The organism is Georgenia thermotolerans (assembly GCF_009193185.1).
GTDB lineage: Bacteria > Actinomycetota > Actinomycetes > Actinomycetales > Actinomycetaceae > Georgenia > Georgenia thermotolerans.
Map to the genome: position 1 here is coordinate 76,632 of NZ_VUKF01000003.1, position 15,673 is coordinate 92,304.

Here is a 15,673-nt window from a genome sequence, read left to right on the forward strand (position 1 = left end):
GGTTCCACCCCCTCGGCCCGCGACCTGTCCTCCCCACCGGGCCCGTCCTTCCTGGAGTTCCTGTGCACCCCTCCTCCCCGGACCTGCTGAGTGCGCGCCGACGGCGTCGTCCGAGCTCGGTGCCGCCCGGGGGCCGGCCGTGAGCACGCCGCGCCTGCAGGTCCGTGACCTGTCGAAGACCTTCGCCGGCGTGACGGTGCTGGACCGGGCCACCATGAGCATCGCGCCGGGGGAGATCCACGCCCTGGTGGGGCAGAACGGCTCGGGGAAGTCGACTCTCATCAAGCTCATCAGCGGCGTCTATCGGGCCGACCCGGGCGGCGAGATCCTCGTCGACGGCGCCCGGGTGGGCCCGCCCGTGCATCCGGGCCGGCTGCACCAGGAGGGCCTGTCCTTCGTCCACCAGGACCTGGGCCTGGTCGCCGACCTCAGCGTCCGCGAGAACGTCCGCGTCGGCCGGCACTCGACCCGCCGGTTCACCCGCTGGATCGACAAGGCCCGCGACCGTGAGGCGGTCCGGCAGACCTTCGAGTTCCTCGGTCTGGACATCGCCCCCGAGGCCCGCGTCGCCACCCTCCCGCCGAGCGAGCGGGTCGCCGTCGCCGTCGCGCGGGCGCTGCAGGACCGCGAGGCGGGCAGCGGCGTCATCGTCTTCGACGAGTCCTCCCGGGCGATCCCGCGCGAGGCGCTGCCGGCGTTCTACGAGATGCTCCGCTTCCTCGCCGACCAGGGCACCTCGGTCCTGCTCGTCAGCCACAACCTCAAGGAGGTCCTGGCGGTCACCGACCGGGTCACCGCCCTGCGCAACGGCAGGGTCGTCGACACCGGCGTGCCCACTGCCGACCTCGACGAGGCCGCGCTGACCCGGCTCGTGCTCGGCCGCGAGGGCACGCTGGACGACCTCGTCACGACCTTCCCCGCCAAGGTGCTGCCCGGCGAGATCGCGCTCCAGGGCGTCGCCGGCGGCCGGGTGCGGGACCTCACCGCCCGGCTCCGTCGCGGGGAGGTTGTCGGGGTGACCGGAGCCGTGGACTCCGGGCTCCTCGACGTCTCCGCGCTGCTCGGCGGGGCCCGCGCGGGGGAGGGCCGCATCGTCGTCGACGGCGCCTCACTGGACCTCGTCCGGGCACGGGTGGCGGACTTCCTGCGCGCCGGCGTCGCCCTCATCCCGCAGGACCGCGCCGGCCAGGGCCTGGCCCTGGGGCTGACCGTGGAGGAGAACGTCACCGCCCCGCACCTCACCACCCGCGGGAAGGCGTGGTGGACGGGGCGACGGTGGCGCCACGCCGAGACCGACGGCGTCCTGGACACCTTCGGCGTGCAGCCCCGCAGGCGCGACGCCGTCGTCGCCACCCTCAGTGGCGGCAACCAGCAGAAGGTCCTCATGGGCAAGTGGCTGCTCGGCGGGCCGAGGCTCCTCGTCCTGGACGACCCCACCCAGGCGGTGGACGTCGGGGCCCGCGCCGCGATCCTCGAGGCGACCCGCAAGGCGGCCCAGGAGGGCACCACGATCCTGCTGTGCTCGGCCGAGGTCGAGGACCTCGCCGCCGTGTGCGACCGGGTCCTCGTCCTCGCCGACGGCGTCGTCGCCCGCGAGCTCGCCGGACCGCTCACCCCCGAGGACATCCTCACCGCCATCTTCACCCCCGTCGCAGGAGGCGCGGCATGACCACCACATCGACTTCCTCCGGCCAGGCGCGGGCCGGCGTCACCCAGCCGGGCCCGAAGACCGCGCCGGGCCCGCTCGGGCGCGCGGGCCGGGTGGTGCTCCAGCGCTACGGCCTCGTCCTCCTCTGGCTGCTCATGATCGCCCTGTTCGGCGTGCTCGTGCCCGGCCAGGTGAGCGGGCCGGACGCGCTCAAGGCGGTGCTCGGCCAGCAGACCCCGCTGGTCTTCCTCGGGCTGGCGCTCGTGTGCACGATGGCCGTCGGGGAGTTCGACCTGTCGTTCGCCTCGATCTTCGGCCTGGCCGCGACGACCGTGCCCGCGCTGGTCGTGCTCTACGGCTGGTCCTTCCCCGCCGCCGCCGCGGCCGCCGTCGTCGTCGCCGCGGTGATCGGGGCGATCAACGCCGCCCTCGTGGTCCTGGTGGGCATCAACTCGGTCATCGTCACGCTCGGCATCGGCAGCGTGGCCGGCGGCGCGGCGTACTGGATCTCCAAGGAGACCTCGGTCAGCGGCATGGACTCGGCGCTGTCGGCCATCGCGCTGGACCGCTTCCTCGGCCTGCCGCTGCTCTTCTGGTACGGCGCGATCCTCGTGGCGGCATTCGCCTACATGATGGGTGCCACCCCGCTGGGCCGGCACATCCTCTTCGTCGGATCCAACCGGGAGGTGGCGCGGCTCGCCGGCATCCCGGTCACGAAGGTCCGCATGGGCGCCTACCTGACGTCGGCCCTCATCTGCGGGGTGGGCGGCGTGATCATCGCGGCCGGGCTGGGCGGCTTCGACCCGGCGACGGCGGAGACCAACCTCATGCCCACCTTCGCCAGCGTCTTCCTCGGCACCGTCGCCGTCGTGCCCGGCCGGTTCAACCCGGTCGGGATGTTCATCGCCGTGTACTTCCTCCTGACCGGTGTCTTCGGCCTCCAGCTCCTCAGCTTCTCCGGCTGGGTCACCAACGTCTTCTACGGCATCGCCCTGGTGCTCGCCGTCACCGTCTCCTTCCTCCTCCAGCGGCGCGTGCGCGGCTGACCGCCACGCGCCGGCTCGTCCAGCAATCCCTCCAAGAGAACGGAATTGGTCCCCATGAAGAGATCCGTCAGCGTCCTGTGGGGGAGCGTGGTGGCCGCCTCGGCGCTGCTGCTCGCCAGCTGCAGCAGCGGGACGACCGAGGCGACCGGCGCCTCCGAGAGTCCGAGTTCATCGGCGAGCGCGAGCGCGGCCGCCGACCCGGCCGCCGCGACGGCGCGGGAGCAGGTCGACCAGGCCTCGAAGGCGGTCGACGAGTTCACCGCGCCCGGCCCCGAGCTGGGGGACCTGTCCAGCCTCAAGGGGAAGACGGTCTACTACGTCCCCGCGAACTACAAGATCCCCCTGTTCCACATCGTCGGCGACGCGATGACGCAGGCGCTGTCCACCGCCGGCGTCGAGGTCAAGACCTGCGACGGGCAGGCCAGCCCCTCGTCGATGGCGAGCTGCCTGACCCAGGCCATCGACGCCAAGGCTGACGCCGTGGTCTCCGGGTCCATCCCCGACGACCTCGCCTCCGTGGCCTTCCAGCAGGTGCGCGACGCCGGCATCCCGCTGCTCTACCTGCTCACCGCCCCGGCCGGTCCCGGTGAGCCGGAGAAGGTCGGCTACCTCACCCCGGACAACGTCGCCCTGCAGGCGATCAACGCCGACTGGATCATCGCCGACTCCGGCGGCCAGGCCAACGTCCTCGTCGTCAAGGTGACCGACACCCCGGCCACCACGCTGTGGATGGACCAGGGCGCCCTGGCCGAGTACGAGAAGACCTGCCCCAGCTGCAAGGTCACCGTGCTCGAGACCAACACCGGGCAGCTGCAGAAGCTCCCGAGCCTGGTCAGCTCCGCGATGGTGCGCGACCCCGACATCAACTACGTCCAGGCGGAGTTCGACGTCACCGTCCAGCCCGTCGTGCAGGGCCTGCAGTCCGCGGGCAAGACCGACGGCGTGAAGGTCGTCAGCGGCGACGGCACCCTCGCGATCCTGCAGATGCTCGCCGAGGACCGGTCCATGGCCGCCACCATCGGCGTCAACCTCGACGCCCTCGGCTGGTACGGCGCCGACCAGCTGTTCCGCATGATGTCGGGTGAGCCGAGCGTGCAGAACCTCGAGTTCCCCTTCCGCCGGCTCTTCACCGCCGAGAACGTCAAGGAGCTCGACCTCACGCCGGAGGGCGAGATGTCCGGGTCGTGGTACGGCGACGCCGACTACAAGGAGGGCTTCAAGAAGCTCTGGGGCGTGGCCTGACTCGCTCTCCTATCGACCCCGACCCCGCGGCGACCGCTGCAGCCTCTGGCTGTCGCGCTCGCCGCGGGGTCTTGTGCTTGAAGATCGGGGATCGGATCGGTCTACGGCGGCACCTGTTAATGCCGCTCGGTAGGGCAAGTGCTCGACATGCGGGAAGACGGTGATCGTGCCGTTGCCTTCCTAGACGCAATGCCAATGGGGTTACGCCGTTTCACGTTGTTCTCCAGCACGGGCGAGTGGCTGAGACACCACTCAATCCAGGAAGGCCGACCTACCTGGACGAAATCGACATCCGCGACGAATTCACGCTAGTCTCCATGCGAAAAGCGAAGATGCTTCGAATAGCGAAATGTTGGAGGCAAGGGTGACTCTACGTGTGGCCGTGATTGGCGGTGGCATCGGCGGTCTATCCGCTGCGCTGGCGCTGCAGGCCAAAGGAATCGAGGTCGATGTTTACGAGCAGGCGGCCGCTATCGGGGAGGTAGGAGCCGGCGTTCAGATCGCGCCAAACGGGCTGCGTCAGCTCCGCCGGTTGGGGCTCGGGCCCGAGATGGATCGGATCCTCACTTCCTTCTCCGCCGGGTCGGTCTATCGGCGGGAAGATGGCACGCCCGTCGCTGACGTCGTCGTCAAGGACTCGACTGGAGAGGTGTCTGTCGGGGGCGTCCACCGTGCTGACCTGATCGACGCCCTTCGTGGGAAGGTGCGGGAGGGGGGCGTCCACGTCGGGAAGCAGGCGCTGGGAGTAAGCCAGTCTGACGGCGGCGCGACCGTGGCCTTCGCCGACGGGAGTGAGGCGAGCGCTGATGTCGTCGTGGGTGCTGACGGCATCCACTCGGTGGTCCGATCCGAAGTTACGGAACCTTCTCAACCAACGTTCTCGAACATGGTGGCCTATCGCGGGACTGTTCCCGCCGACGCGCTAACTGACTGGCCGGCTGGGCTGTTCGAGGTGTGGATGGGACCCGGCCGGCACTTCCTGACCTTCCCTGTCCGAGGCGGCGCCGTCATCAACTTCGTGGGTTTTGTCCCGGCCGACGACGAGATGCGCGAATCATGGACGGCACCGGGAAGCCCAGCACAGCTGCGCGCTGAGTTCGACAGTTGGGACGCACGCCTGCTCGCACTGCTGGACAACGTGCACGTCACCAACAGGTGGGGCCTGTACGACCGTGAGCCTCTCGAGACCTGGCACCGAGGCAGGGTGTGCCTGCTCGGCGATGCAGCCCACGCCATGCTTCCCCACGTCGGACAGGGGGCAAATCAGGCGATCGAGGACGCGGTCGTCCTCGCGGAACTGCTCGCACGGGCCGCCCCTTCCGACGTGACGAAGGCGCTCGCGGAGTACGAGCGAGTGCGCCTTCCCCGGACGGCGGCCGTGCAGCGCGGCTCACGCCAGAACGGCCTTCGGTACGACTCGATGTACGAGGACCTCCACCAGCGCGACGCGGAGATGACCTCGTTCCGCGCCTTCCGCTACTGGCTCTACGACCACGACGCGCTGGATGAACTGCGGGCGCCCGCAGCCAGCGCGGTTATCAACTGACTTCACCGAGGAGAATCCATGCGTCACTCACTTATGTCCGACCGCCAGCACTCGGCTGGAAGGCCCGCGCGATGGCGGACACGGGGGGCGTCGATGCTGGCCACCGGCGCACTCCTGTCGAGCGTTGCGGCGTGTGCTTCCAGCGAGCCGACCGATGCGGCGGCTGCGACCGGCGACGAGCCCCGGTCGATCACCGTCGGCACCATGCCCCTGGCGGACCTCGCGCCGTTCTATCTCGCGCTCGAGGAGGGGATGTTCGACGACGCCGGGCTCGATGTGGAGGTCGTTTCGTCGAACGGTGGCGCCGCCCAGATCGCCTCCGTGATTTCTGGTGACATCCAGATCACCTACAGCAACTTCGTCTCGGTCCTGCAGGCCGTGCAGCGAGGTCTGCCCCTCAAGGCGATCCGGGAGAACAACCGCTCGGGGCCCCAGGGCATCTATGTCCGGAAGGACTCCGACATCTCCGCACCCGAGGATCTCGCCGGCCGGACCATCGCGATCAACAGCCTCGGGAACATTCAAGAACTGACCGCGCGAGCCGTCCTCAGCTCCTACGGGATAGCGCCCGAAGACCTCACGTTCGTCGAAATGCCGCCGCCGGACATGCGCGCAGCCCTGCTTGACGGGCACATCGACGCCGCGTGGCTTGTGGAGCCGTTCCTGACGGTCGTCGAGTCGGGTGGCGAGGGGCGCCGCCTGGTTGGCGCCTTCGAGGGGCCGACCGAGGACATTCCCGTCGCAGGATGGGTCACCACGGAGCAGTACCTGGGCTCTGACCAGGAGACGGTCGACACGTTCATCAGCGTCCTCGACGAGGCGATGGCCCGGGCGCAGGAGGACCCGAGCGTTCTCGCCGAGGTCATCCCGACATACACGGAGATCTCGCCCGAGCTTGCTGGGCGGCTCGCCGAGCCAAGCCTCACGCCGTCGAGCGATCTGGCGACCCTGGCCGATCTCAAGGACCTCATGCTCACCCATGGAGTGCTCGAGAAGGACCTCGACCTCGACAGCATGACTTATCAGCCCTGAAGCCCGTCCGGGAGATAATCCGACGGTGGTGACCGAGACGAGCGCCCCGGCGGGGGTAGGGAAGACCTCCCCCCGCCGGGCCGAAGGCATGGCCGGTCTCGCGAAGGGGCTGGCGATCCTCGAGCTTTTTGGTGCCGGAACAGAGCGGCTGACGGTCGCAGATGCCGCCCGTGGGGCTGACCTCAGCCCGGCAAGTGCGAGACGCTGTCTGCTCACCCTCGAGGCGATCGGCTACCTGCATCACGACGGGAAGTACTTCCGGCCGACGCCCCGGCTCGTGCGACTCGGGGCATCTTACTTCGAGACGTCTGAGTTCAGCGCGCTGGCCGCCCCTAGGGTGGCGGCCGCGCGAGATGCCCTCGATGAATCGGTCTCCGTTGCTGTTCGAGACGACGACGTCGTGGTGTTCGTCGCTCGGGCTGAAGTCCGGCGGATCGTCTCCGCGGGCGTGCGGCTCGGTGCCCGCCTTCCGCTGGCCGCTTCGGCGACTGGACGTGTGCTTCTCGCAGCGCTCGATGACGATGCGGTGCGCACGCTCGTCGAGGAGACGACGCTCGTGCGAACGACGGATCGCACACTCGTGAAGCCGGAACAGATCCTCAGCCGGATCGCGCAGGCTCGGACGGACGGTTACAGCATCACCGACGAGGAGCTCGAGGTCGGGATGCGCACCATGGCCGTGCCGGTCGTCGATTCGATGGGCACCACACGAGCTGCCATGAGCGTCAGCGCCTTCACCTCACGGGTAACGCTCGAGGACCTCGTCGACCGGTTCTTACCTGTCTTGCGGGCCGAGGCGACGCTCCTTGGACGCGGGCTGTAGGAGTAAGCCAGGGGCCGTCATGGACTGCAGAGCCGAGTGCGCTAACCCTCGGCGAAGACGCAGAACTCGTTGCCCTCCGGGTCCGCGAGCACGTCCCAGTCGATCTCGTCGTCGCGTCGACGGAGCACACATGCCCTCAGCGCCACGAGCTCGTCGACGTCTCCGACGACGTCCAGGTGCATGCGGTTCTTCACCGCCTTCGGTTCGGGCACGGGGTTGACCCAGATCAGCGGCCCAGCACCGGCGGGGTCGACGATCGGCACCGGCCACTCCCGTGGCCGACTCTTTCCGGTGGTGCTGTCATGGCGGACATACCCGATCGCGCGGCACCACCAGTCGGCGAGAGTCTGGTGATCGACGACGTCAAGAGCGAGGTCCTCGAAGCGCGCGGGCATGGCGGCACGATGTCACCAGGCACCCCTTTTCTCCGCCCGAAAGCCGTGCCGGGCGGTCTCAGGCAGGCCGGGCCGCCCGGACGAATGCGGCGCTGAACGGCCGCAGCTCGCCGCGGGCGATGCCCGAGGCAATCGTCGGGTCCTCCGCCATGTACTGCCGGGCGGCGTCCTCGTCGGGTGCCTCGAAGACGCAGATGCCGGTGTTGACCGGGCCGAGGGTGGGGCCGGCGAGGATGAGGCTGCCGTCCTCGAGGCGGCGCTGCAGCAGGGCTGCGTGCTCGCCCCACACCCGGCGCTCCTCGTCCGTCATGGTGGCGGCGAAGTTCTCGCGCGGGGAGTGGACGAAGTAGATCCACTCGCTCATGACCGGAGCCTAACCGCGGGCGTCGTCCGCCGAGGCGTCCTCGGCGCGGGTCGCCGGCTCTGCATCCTGCGGCTCCGTCGTCGTCGGCGCGCGGTGCCGCGTGGCGGGCATGGCGAGGACCGCCACCGCCGTCAGGACCGCCGTGACGAGGACGGCGGTGAAGACGGCCGTGGAGGCCGCGCCGATCGCCGTCGCGCCGTGGTTGCCGACCGCGGAGTAGATGTGGTTGGCCACCGCGCCGTAGACGGCGACGCCGAGCGCACTGCCGATCGAGCGGGCGAACATGTTCGTCCCGGTGACCACGCCGCGCTCGCGCCACTCCACGCTCGACTGGGCGGCCACGAGGCTCGGCGTGGCCACGAAGCCGAGCCCGAGCCCGATGACGAAGCAGGCGGTGGCCACCAGGGGCACGTTGGCGCGGTACGCGACGACCGCGGCGAGCAGCGCCGTCCCGGCGATGACGACGACGACCCCGATGAGGACCGTCGCACGGAACCCGATGCGCAGGTACACCCGCCCGGACTGCGACGCCGCCAGCGGCCAGCCGAGGGTCAGCGTGGCCAGCGCCAGCCCGGCGACGATCGGCGTCGTCTCCAGCACCCCCTGGAGGAACGTGGGGACGTAGGAGGTCAGGCCGAGCAGGATCGCGCCCACGCCGAACGCGATGAGCGCCGTGGTGAGGACCAGGCGGCGCGAGAAGACCCACCCGGGCAGCACCGGCTCGGACGCGCGGTGCTCGACGACGGCGAACGCGACAAGCAGGAGGCCGCCGAGGGCGAAGGTGCCGATGCCGGGGACCGAGGCCCAGGCCCAGCCCTGCCCGCCCTCGAGCACGCCGAGCATGAGCAGGCTCAGCCCGACGGTGAGCAGCGTGGAGCCGAGGTAGTCGATGCGGTGGCGGACCCGGTCGAGCTTCTCGTGGAAGGACCGGCCCAGCATCCACATCGCCAGCAGGCACAGCGGCACGTTGATGAAGAAGATCCCGCGCCACAGCCCCAGGGAGGAGAACGCCCCGCCCAGCGTGGGGCCGACGACGGCGGAGATCGCCCACACGCTGGCCAGGTACCCCTGGGCCTTGGCGCGCTCGACGACGGTGTAGATGTCGCCCGCGATGGTCATCGCCATCGGCTGCACGGCGCCGGCCCCGAGCCCCTGCACGAGCCGGGACACGATGAGCGCCGGCATGCTCCACGCGGCCCCGCACAGGATCGACCCGAGGAGGAACAGCCCGATCCCGACGAACATGATCGGCTTGCGCCCGACCATGTCGGCCAGCTTGGCGTAGACGGGCACCGTGACGGCCTGCGCGAGCAGATAGCTGGTGAACAGCCACGGAAAGGACGTGAACCCCCCGATGTCCGCCACGATCGAGGGCACCGCCGTGGCCACCACCGTCGAGTCGATGGCGATGAGGCCGGTGGTGAGCATGAGCGCGATGAGGATCGGGCCCCGCTCGGAGCGGAAGCCGACGTCGTCGCCGGTCGCCGTCGGTGCAGTCATGGGTCAGTCCGGTGCTGGTAGCGGGTCGCGGCCGCCGGCACGGCGGCGGCCAGAGACTCGGACATTACGCCCGCGGCGGCCCGCCCCTCCACAGGGTGACGGGTCGATCCCGGTGGCGGTGCCGCCGGTGGTCAGCCGCGGGGGAACCGCGCCCACACGTGCTTGCCCACTCCCTCGGTGAACCAGCCGACGTCCATCGCCATGCGGGTCGCGATCTGCAGGCCCAGGCCGCCCTCGCCCAGGGGTCGTCCCTCGGCCAGCTCGGGGGTGTCGTCGGGGGCATGGTCGACGACGTCGAGGAGGAACTCCGCGTCCGTGGCCATGAGGTCGACGAGCGTCGGCGGCAGGCCGTGCACCAGCGCGTTGGTGGCCAGCTCGGAGGCGACCAGGACCATCTGGTCCGCGACACCGGTGAGCCCGCCCGAGTACGGCGCCCCCGCCTCGCGGAGGCGGTCGGTCAGGCCCGCGCGCAGGCCCGCCAGCTGCTTGGGGCCGTCGAGGACCCAGCGTGCCAGCCGCTCGAACTCCTCAGGCGGGTACGTGGACGGGGAACTCAGGCTTGCGGTCATCTGACTCCTTCGGTGGATCGCCATGTTCTCCGGCGTTCCGCGGCGCCGCAACCGCACGCCCGGGCGGTGGGGAATCAAGCCCCGCACCGGTGTTGTTGTCTCTGCTGTCCGGAAAACGTCTCCGCCTGGGTGCGGGAGAGGAGGGCCGGCGTGAGGGTCGGCGTGGAAGGGCACGAGGTGCGGCAGGAGCTGGGTGCGGGGGATCGCGTCGGCGTGCGCCCGGTCGGCGACGCGGAGGAGGACGACCGCCCGCGCCCCGTCAGCACCATCGGCATTCTCGGCGCCGGCCGGGTCGGCACCGCCCTCGCCCGGCAGGCCCTGCGCGCCGGATACCGGGTGCTCGTCGCCGCCTCCGGGGAGCCGGCCGCGATCGGGCTCATCGTCGAGGTCATGGCATCCGGCGCCGTGGCGGTCCACGCCGCCGACGCCGCCCGGCAGGCCGACGTCGTCGTCCTCTCCGTCCCGCTGCGCAAGTACGCCACCCTCGACCCGGCCGCCCTCGCCGGCAAGGTCGTCGTCGACGCCATGAACTACTGGCCCGAGACCGACGGGCCCCTCCCGGACCTGGAGGCCGCGCCGTCGTCCTCGGAGATGGTCCAGGCCTTCCTGCCCGGCGCACGCGTCGTCAAGACGCTCAACCACATCGGCTACCACGAGCTCGAGACCCACGGCGCCCCCGCCGGAGCTCCCGGCCGCCGCGCCCTCGCCGTGGCCGGAGATGACGAGGGGGCCCGCGCCGTCGTCGGCGACCTCGTCGAGAAGCTTGGCTACGACGCCGTCGACGCCGGGCCGCTCGCCGCCGGCGCCGCGCTCGAGCCGGGCACGGAGATCTTCGCAGGCCGGCACGACCGGCCAGCCCTCGAGCGGCTGCTCGCGCTGGCCGCGGCGCCCGCCACCGCCTGACCCGCGGCATCCCTGACCTCGGGCGCCGGCTGACCCGGCACCCCACCACCCCTGACAGCGAGGACCCCATGACGGACTACGGGCACGACCTGCTCTTCGGGTCGTTCATCACCCCGACCAACGCCGCGCCGCAGCGGGCAGTCGAGCTGGCCCAGCTCAGCGAGCGGGCGGGCCTGGACCTGGTCACCTTCCAGGACCACCCCTACCAGCCCGCGTTCCTCGACACCTGGACCCTGCTCGGCTACGTCGCGGCGCGCACCGAGCGCATCCGCCTGGCCGGCAACGTCCTCAACCTCCCGCTGCGCCCGCCGGCCGTACTCGCCCGCGCCGCCGCGAGCCTCGACCGGCTCAGCGGCGGGCGCCTGGAGCTCGGCCTCGGGGCCGGCGGCTTCTGGGACGCCATCGCCGCGATGGGCGGGCGGCGGCTCACGCCGGGGCAGAGCGTCGACGCCCTGAGCGAGGCCATCGACGTCATCCGCGGCATCTGGGACACCAGCACCCGCGACCGCCTCGTCCTCGACGGGACGTACTACCGGGTCGACGGCGCCAAGCGCGGCCCGGCCCCCGCCCACGACATCGGCATCTGGCTCGGCGCCTACAAGCCCCGCATGCTGCGCCTGACCGGCGCCAAGGCCGACGGGTGGCTCCCCTCGCTGCCCTACCTCGCCGGCCTGCAGGACCTCGCCCGCGGCAACGCCGTCATCGACGACGCCGCCGCGGCCGCCGGGCGCGACCCGCGCGCGGTGCGCCGGCTCCTCAACGTCGGCGGGACCACCAAGGACGGCCACCGGCTGTTGGCCGGCGCGCCGGCGCAGTGGGTCGAGCCGCTGGCCGCGCTCACCCTCGAGCACGGCGTCAGCGGGTTCATCCTCATGGGCGACGACCCCGGAGTGGTCGAGGTGTTCGGCCAGGAGGTCGCGCCCGCGGTGCGCGAGCTCGTCGCCGCCGAGCGCGCCGCCGCGGCCCGCTGAGGGCGGCGTCCATGGACTACGGCCACCCGCTGCACCTCGGCGTCACCCTCGCCCCGACCACCGACGCCGCGGGCGCCGTCGCCCTCGCCCGTCGGGCCGAGGCGCTCGGGCTCGACCTCGTGACCGTCCCCGACCACCCGGACCAGCCGCAGCACGACGCCTGGACCCTCCTGAGCTGGGTGGCCGCGGCGACCGAGCGCATCCACCTCGCGCCGACCGCCCTCGACGTGCCCGCGCGGCCCGCTGCGGTGGTCGGCCGCGCGGCGGCCAGCCTCGACCTGCTCTCGGGCGGCCGTCTCGACCTCGGCCTGGGCACCGGCACGCCCGAGTCGCGGGCGGCCGCCGGCGCGCCCGAGCTGGACCCGGGGGAGTCGGTCGACGCGCTGCGCGAGGCCATCGCCGTCGTGCGCGGCATCTGGGCCGCCGGGGATCCGCCGCTGACCCTGGGCGGCGAGCACTACCAGGTGGCCGGCGCCGAGCGCGGTCCGGCACCCGCGCACCACATCCCCGTCTGGGTCGGCGGCGACGCCCACCGGCTGCTCCGCCTGGTCGGGCGCACCGCCGACGGCTGGCTCGTGCCGCCCGGCGCCGACGCGGTGCGGACCCTGCGCCGCGGCAACCGGGTCGTCGACGAGACCGCCGCGGCGGCCGGGCGCGACCCGCGCGAGATCCGCCGGCTCCTCACGATCTCCGGCGAGGGGCTCGCGGGCCCGGCCGCCCGATGGGTGGAGGAGCTGCTGCCGCTGGTCCTCGACGACGGCGCCGGCACGATCCTGCTCGCCACGGACGACCCCGCCGCCCTGGAGCTCTTCGCCGCCGAGGTCGCCCCGGCCCTGCGCGAGGCGGTCGCCGCCGAGCGCGCCGCCCGCGGCGTGCGGGTGGGCACCGTGCCCAGCGCCCTCGTGCGCGCCCGGCGCCGCCCGGGCATCGCCTACGACGACCTGCCCGCGGCGCTGCGGGAGGCGGCCGTCGAGCCGGGTGATGCCCGCTACCCCACCGTCCGCTCGGGCTACATGCGCGCCGGCGCCCCGGGCCTGGTGCTCCAGGTCCGCACTCCGCAGGAGGTCGCGGCGGCGCTGGCGTTCGCCCGCACCCAGCCCGTGCCGCTGTCGGTGCGCAGCGGCGGGCACGGCATCAGCGGCCGCTCCACCAACGACGGCGGCATCGTCATCGACCTCTCCCGCATGGACGCGATCGACGTCGTCGACGCCGGCGCCCGGCTCGTGCGCGTGGAGGCCGGCGCCCGCTGGGGCGAGGTCGCGGCGGCGCTGCGCCCGCACGGCTGGGCCATCAGCTCCGGCGACTACGGCGGCGTGGGCGTCGGCGGCCTGGCCACCGCCGGCGGCATCGGGTTCCTCGGCCGCGAGCACGGGCTGACCATCGACCACGTGCGCGCCGCCGAGGTGGTCCTCGCCGACGGGTCCCTCGTGCGGGCCAGCGCGACCGAGCACCCGGACCTGTTCTGGGCCGTGCGCGGCGCCGGCTTCGCCGTCGGCGTCGTCACCGCCGTCGAGTTCGAGGCCGACGCGGTCGGCGACGTCGGCTTCGCCCAGCTGGTCTTCGACGCGACCGACACCGCGGGGTTCCTCGCGCGGTGGGGCGCCGCCGTCGAGGCCGCCCCGCGCGACGTCACGAGCTTCCTCATCATGGGCGCTCCGCGCGGCGGCCGGCTGCTCGCCCAGACCATGACGGTGGTCGACTCCGACGACCCCGACACCATCCTCGCCCGGCTCCAGCCCTTCGCCGCCCTCGCCCCGCTGGTCGGCCAGCAGGTCCAGCTGGTGCCCTACGCCGCGGTGGTCAGCCCGCCCGAGGCGCTGCACGCGGGCCAGGGGGAGCCGGTGACCCGCTCGGGCCTGCTCGAGCACGTCACCGCGGACTTCGCCGCCGATGCCGCGCGGCTCCTGCGCAGCGGGGAGTCCTACTTCTTCCAGATCCGGGCCATGGGCGGGGCCATCGGCGACGTCGATCCCGACGCGACGGCGTTCGCGCACCGGTCGGCCAACTTCTCCGTCGTCGCGTTCGGGGCCGACCGGGACCGGCTCGATGCGATCTGGGACGGCATGCAGCGCCACTTCTCCGGGATCTATGTCAGCTTCGAGACCGACCGGCGCCCCGAGCGGGTGCTCGAGGCGTACCCGCCCCGCACGCTGGAGCGGCTGCGGGAGGTCAAGCGGCGGTACGACCCGGGCAACGTGTTCCGGGACAACCTCGCCATCGCGGCCGAGGCGGCGCCGGTACCCTGACGCATGGCCCTCATCACGCACCTGCAGGTTGTCTCCGTCCCGGTCAGCGACCAGGACCGGGCCAAGGCGTTCTACGTCGACACCCTCGGCTTCGAGCTGCGCCGGGACAACCCCATGGGGCCCGGCCAGCGCTGGGTCGAGGTCGCCCCGCCCGGGGCCGCGACCTCGCTCACGCTCGTGACCTGGTTCCCCACCATGCCGCCCGGCAGCCTCAAGGGGCTAGTGCTGGCCACCGACGACGTCGACCGCGCCGTCGCCGAGCTGCACGAGCGGGGCGTGGAGTTCCTCGACCCGCTGACCGACGCGCCCTGGGGCCGGTGGGCCACCTTCGACGACCCGGACGGCAACGGCTGGGTGCTGCAGCAGAGCCGGTAGCACTGGGGGTTGTCGAGCGGGCAGCGTCCTGCCAGCCTGCAGGTGGCCGGCAGCGCAGCCCGCCGGGCTGCTGCTGACCCGTCGACGGCGAAGGGAAGGTGGCTCATGGCCGACATCACCCTGGAGCAGGCGCAGCGTGTCGTCGAGGCGGCGCTCGCGGACGCGCGCGAGCGGGGGACGGCCATGAACGTGGCCGTGGTCGACGCCGGCACGAACCTCAAGGCGTTCGGCCGGATGGACGGCGCCTGGCTCGGCAGCATCGACATCGCCATCAGGAAGGCCCGCACCGCCCGGTTCTTCGACATGCCGACCGGCGACCTCGGCCAGCTCTCGCAGCCGGGTGGCTCGCTGTTCAACATCGAGGTCTCCAACGGCGGGCTCATCACCTTCCCGGGCGGTCTGCCGCTGGAGGTCGACGGTGAGGTGGTCGGGGCGATCGGCGTCAGCGGAAGCACCGTGGAGAACGACCACGCCGTGGCGAGCGCCGGGGTCCGAGCGCTGTAGCCGCGCTCCCCACCAGCCCCGGACAGCGCTGCATGTATCAGCCCTGACCTGAGTGGTGGTCGCCCGATGCCGGCCGAGTGTGACGAACGGCTCGGGCCTCGACCGCCCGTTCGCCGCGTCCATGCCGTAACCTGGAGAAGCCGACGCGGGGTGGAGCAGCTCGGTAGCTCGCCGGGCTCATAACCCGGAGGTCGCAGGTTCAAATCCTGCCCCCGCTACAAAGCAGTGAACGAGAGCCCCGGACCCGATGGGTCCGGGGCTCTCGTGGTCTCCGGGGCCCGCTCGTCGGTGTCGCGTTGGATGCGACGTGGCCGCTCAGGCCCGCTTCGGCAGCCGCAGCGTGAAGGTGGTGTGCCTCTCCGGGCCGAGGGTGAGCCGCCCCCGAGGCTCTGGGCGAGGTCACGGGTGACGGCGAGCCCGATGCCCGCCCCCGGGCTGCCCTTGCGCGAGACGCCGCGGGCGAAGATGTCCTGCCCGGTGCGTCGTGGCCCGGCGTCGGCGTTCCGGCG

Annotated in this window: 15 protein-coding genes and 1 tRNA gene; 12 read left to right on the forward strand and 4 right to left on the reverse strand. The window is 72.2% G+C overall.

Features of this window, described 5'->3' with window-relative positions; translation table 11 throughout:
* Positions 1-139: 139 nt before the first annotated feature.
* The 6 genes from GD970_RS02205 (at position 140) to GD970_RS02230 (ending at position 7,337) form a co-directional block, all read left to right on the forward strand.
* The gene (locus GD970_RS02205; RefSeq protein ID WP_152200247.1) at positions 140-1,669 is read left to right on the forward strand and encodes a sugar ABC transporter ATP-binding protein; all 1,530 of its coding nucleotides are present in this window, start codon (positions 140-142) and stop codon (positions 1,667-1,669) included.
* Positions 1,666-2,694, forward strand: a complete 1,029-nt coding sequence (locus tag GD970_RS02210; protein WP_152200250.1) for an ABC transporter permease — start codon at positions 1,666-1,668, stop codon at positions 2,692-2,694. Before GD970_RS02205 ends, GD970_RS02210 begins: the two co-directional genes overlap by 4 nt.
* 54 nt (positions 2,695-2,748) lie before the next feature.
* Positions 2,749-3,936: a sugar ABC transporter substrate-binding protein gene (locus GD970_RS02215; protein ID WP_152200252.1), complete on the forward strand. Its 1,188-nt coding sequence runs from the start codon at positions 2,749-2,751 to the stop codon at positions 3,934-3,936.
* Positions 3,937-4,285: 349 nt separating this feature from the next.
* On the forward strand, positions 4,286-5,482 hold the full coding sequence (locus tag GD970_RS02220; protein ID WP_152200254.1) for an FAD-dependent monooxygenase: 1,197 nt from the start codon (positions 4,286-4,288) through the stop codon (positions 5,480-5,482).
* Between the two features lie 93 nt (positions 5,483-5,575).
* Positions 5,576-6,514 (forward strand): ABC transporter substrate-binding protein, encoded by a 939-nt coding sequence (locus GD970_RS02225; protein WP_170297172.1) that lies wholly within the window; start codon positions 5,576-5,578, stop codon positions 6,512-6,514.
* A gap of 25 nt (positions 6,515-6,539) precedes the next feature.
* The gene (locus GD970_RS02230; RefSeq protein ID WP_211489676.1) at positions 6,540-7,337 is read left to right on the forward strand and encodes an IclR family transcriptional regulator domain-containing protein; all 798 of its coding nucleotides are present in this window, start codon (positions 6,540-6,542) and stop codon (positions 7,335-7,337) included.
* A gap of 41 nt (positions 7,338-7,378) precedes the next feature.
* Here the strand turns inward: GD970_RS02230 and GD970_RS02235 are convergent, their stop codons facing one another.
* From GD970_RS02235 to GD970_RS02250, 4 genes are all read right to left on the reverse strand, one after another.
* Positions 7,379-7,732, reverse strand: coding sequence for a VOC family protein (locus tag GD970_RS02235; RefSeq protein ID WP_152200259.1), 354 nt, complete (start codon positions 7,730-7,732; stop codon positions 7,379-7,381).
* A gap of 58 nt (positions 7,733-7,790) precedes the next feature.
* A complete protein-coding gene (locus GD970_RS02240; RefSeq protein ID WP_152200261.1) occupies positions 7,791-8,096 on the reverse strand; it encodes a YciI family protein in 306 nt (101 codons plus the stop codon).
* Positions 8,097-8,105: 9 nt separating this feature from the next.
* On the reverse strand, positions 8,106-9,596 hold the full coding sequence (locus GD970_RS02245; protein WP_152200263.1) for an MFS transporter: 1,491 nt from the start codon (positions 9,594-9,596) through the stop codon (positions 8,106-8,108).
* A 131-nt stretch (positions 9,597-9,727) separates the two neighbouring features.
* Positions 9,728-10,165, reverse strand: coding sequence for an ATP-binding protein (locus GD970_RS02250; RefSeq protein WP_152200266.1), 438 nt, complete (start codon positions 10,163-10,165; stop codon positions 9,728-9,730).
* Between the two features lie 150 nt (positions 10,166-10,315).
* Here GD970_RS02250 and GD970_RS02255 point away from each other — a divergent pair, with 150 nt between their 5' ends.
* The 6 genes from GD970_RS02255 to GD970_RS02280 all read left to right on the forward strand — a co-directional run bounded on the left by GD970_RS02255 (position 10,316) and on the right by GD970_RS02280 (position 15,382).
* Positions 10,316-11,068, forward strand: a complete 753-nt coding sequence (locus tag GD970_RS02255) for an NADPH-dependent F420 reductase (RefSeq protein WP_226925089.1) — start codon at positions 10,316-10,318, stop codon at positions 11,066-11,068.
* Positions 11,069-11,136: 68 nt separating this feature from the next.
* Positions 11,137-12,039 carry an LLM class flavin-dependent oxidoreductase gene (locus tag GD970_RS02260; RefSeq protein ID WP_152200268.1) on the forward strand — a complete coding sequence of 301 codons (903 nt, stop codon included), beginning with the start codon at positions 11,137-11,139 and terminating at the stop codon, positions 12,037-12,039.
* 11 nt (positions 12,040-12,050) lie between these two features.
* The gene (locus tag GD970_RS02265; protein WP_152200270.1) at positions 12,051-14,285 is read left to right on the forward strand and encodes an LLM class flavin-dependent oxidoreductase; all 2,235 of its coding nucleotides are present in this window, start codon (positions 12,051-12,053) and stop codon (positions 14,283-14,285) included.
* Between the two features lie 3 nt (positions 14,286-14,288).
* Entirely contained in the window at positions 14,289-14,660 is a 372-nt protein-coding gene (locus tag GD970_RS02270; protein WP_152200272.1) for a VOC family protein, read from the forward strand.
* Between the two features lie 105 nt (positions 14,661-14,765).
* Positions 14,766-15,164 (forward strand): GlcG/HbpS family heme-binding protein, encoded by a 399-nt coding sequence (locus tag GD970_RS02275; RefSeq protein ID WP_152200275.1) that lies wholly within the window; start codon positions 14,766-14,768, stop codon positions 15,162-15,164.
* 144 nt (positions 15,165-15,308) lie between these two features.
* Positions 15,309-15,382, forward strand: a tRNA-Met gene (locus tag GD970_RS02280).
* The last annotated feature ends 291 nt before the right edge of the window (positions 15,383-15,673 follow it).

What these genes read in the sequence shown, in the direction of transcription:
- GD970_RS02210 (WP_152200250.1), top strand. Translation starts at nt 1,666, where the DNA reads ATGACCACCACATCGACTTCCTCCGGCCAGGCGCGGGCCGGCGTCACC.
- GD970_RS02215 (WP_152200252.1), top strand. Translation starts at nt 2,749, where the DNA reads ATGAAGAGATCCGTCAGCGTCCTGTGGGGGAGCGTGGTGGCCGCCTCG.
- GD970_RS02220 (WP_152200254.1), top strand. Translation starts at nt 4,286, where the DNA reads ATGTTGGAGGCAAGGGTGACTCTACGTGTGGCCGTGATTGGCGGTGGC.
- GD970_RS02225 (WP_170297172.1), top strand. Translation starts at nt 5,576, where the DNA reads ATGCTGGCCACCGGCGCACTCCTGTCGAGCGTTGCGGCGTGTGCTTCC.
- GD970_RS02235 (WP_152200259.1), bottom strand. Translation starts at nt 7,732, where the DNA reads ATGCCCGCGCGCTTCGAGGACCTCGCTCTTGACGTCGTCGATCACCAG.
- GD970_RS02240 (WP_152200261.1), bottom strand. Translation starts at nt 8,096, where the DNA reads ATGAGCGAGTGGATCTACTTCGTCCACTCCCCGCGCGAGAACTTCGCC.
- GD970_RS02245 (WP_152200263.1), bottom strand. Translation starts at nt 9,596, where the DNA reads ATGACTGCACCGACGGCGACCGGCGACGACGTCGGCTTCCGCTCCGAG.
- GD970_RS02250 (WP_152200266.1), bottom strand. Translation starts at nt 10,165, where the DNA reads ATGACCGCAAGCCTGAGTTCCCCGTCCACGTACCCGCCTGAGGAGTTC.
- GD970_RS02260 (WP_152200268.1), top strand. Translation starts at nt 11,137, where the DNA reads ATGACGGACTACGGGCACGACCTGCTCTTCGGGTCGTTCATCACCCCG.
- GD970_RS02265 (WP_152200270.1), top strand. Translation starts at nt 12,051, where the DNA reads ATGGACTACGGCCACCCGCTGCACCTCGGCGTCACCCTCGCCCCGACC.
- GD970_RS02270 (WP_152200272.1), top strand. Translation starts at nt 14,289, where the DNA reads ATGGCCCTCATCACGCACCTGCAGGTTGTCTCCGTCCCGGTCAGCGAC.
- GD970_RS02275 (WP_152200275.1), top strand. Translation starts at nt 14,766, where the DNA reads ATGGCCGACATCACCCTGGAGCAGGCGCAGCGTGTCGTCGAGGCGGCG.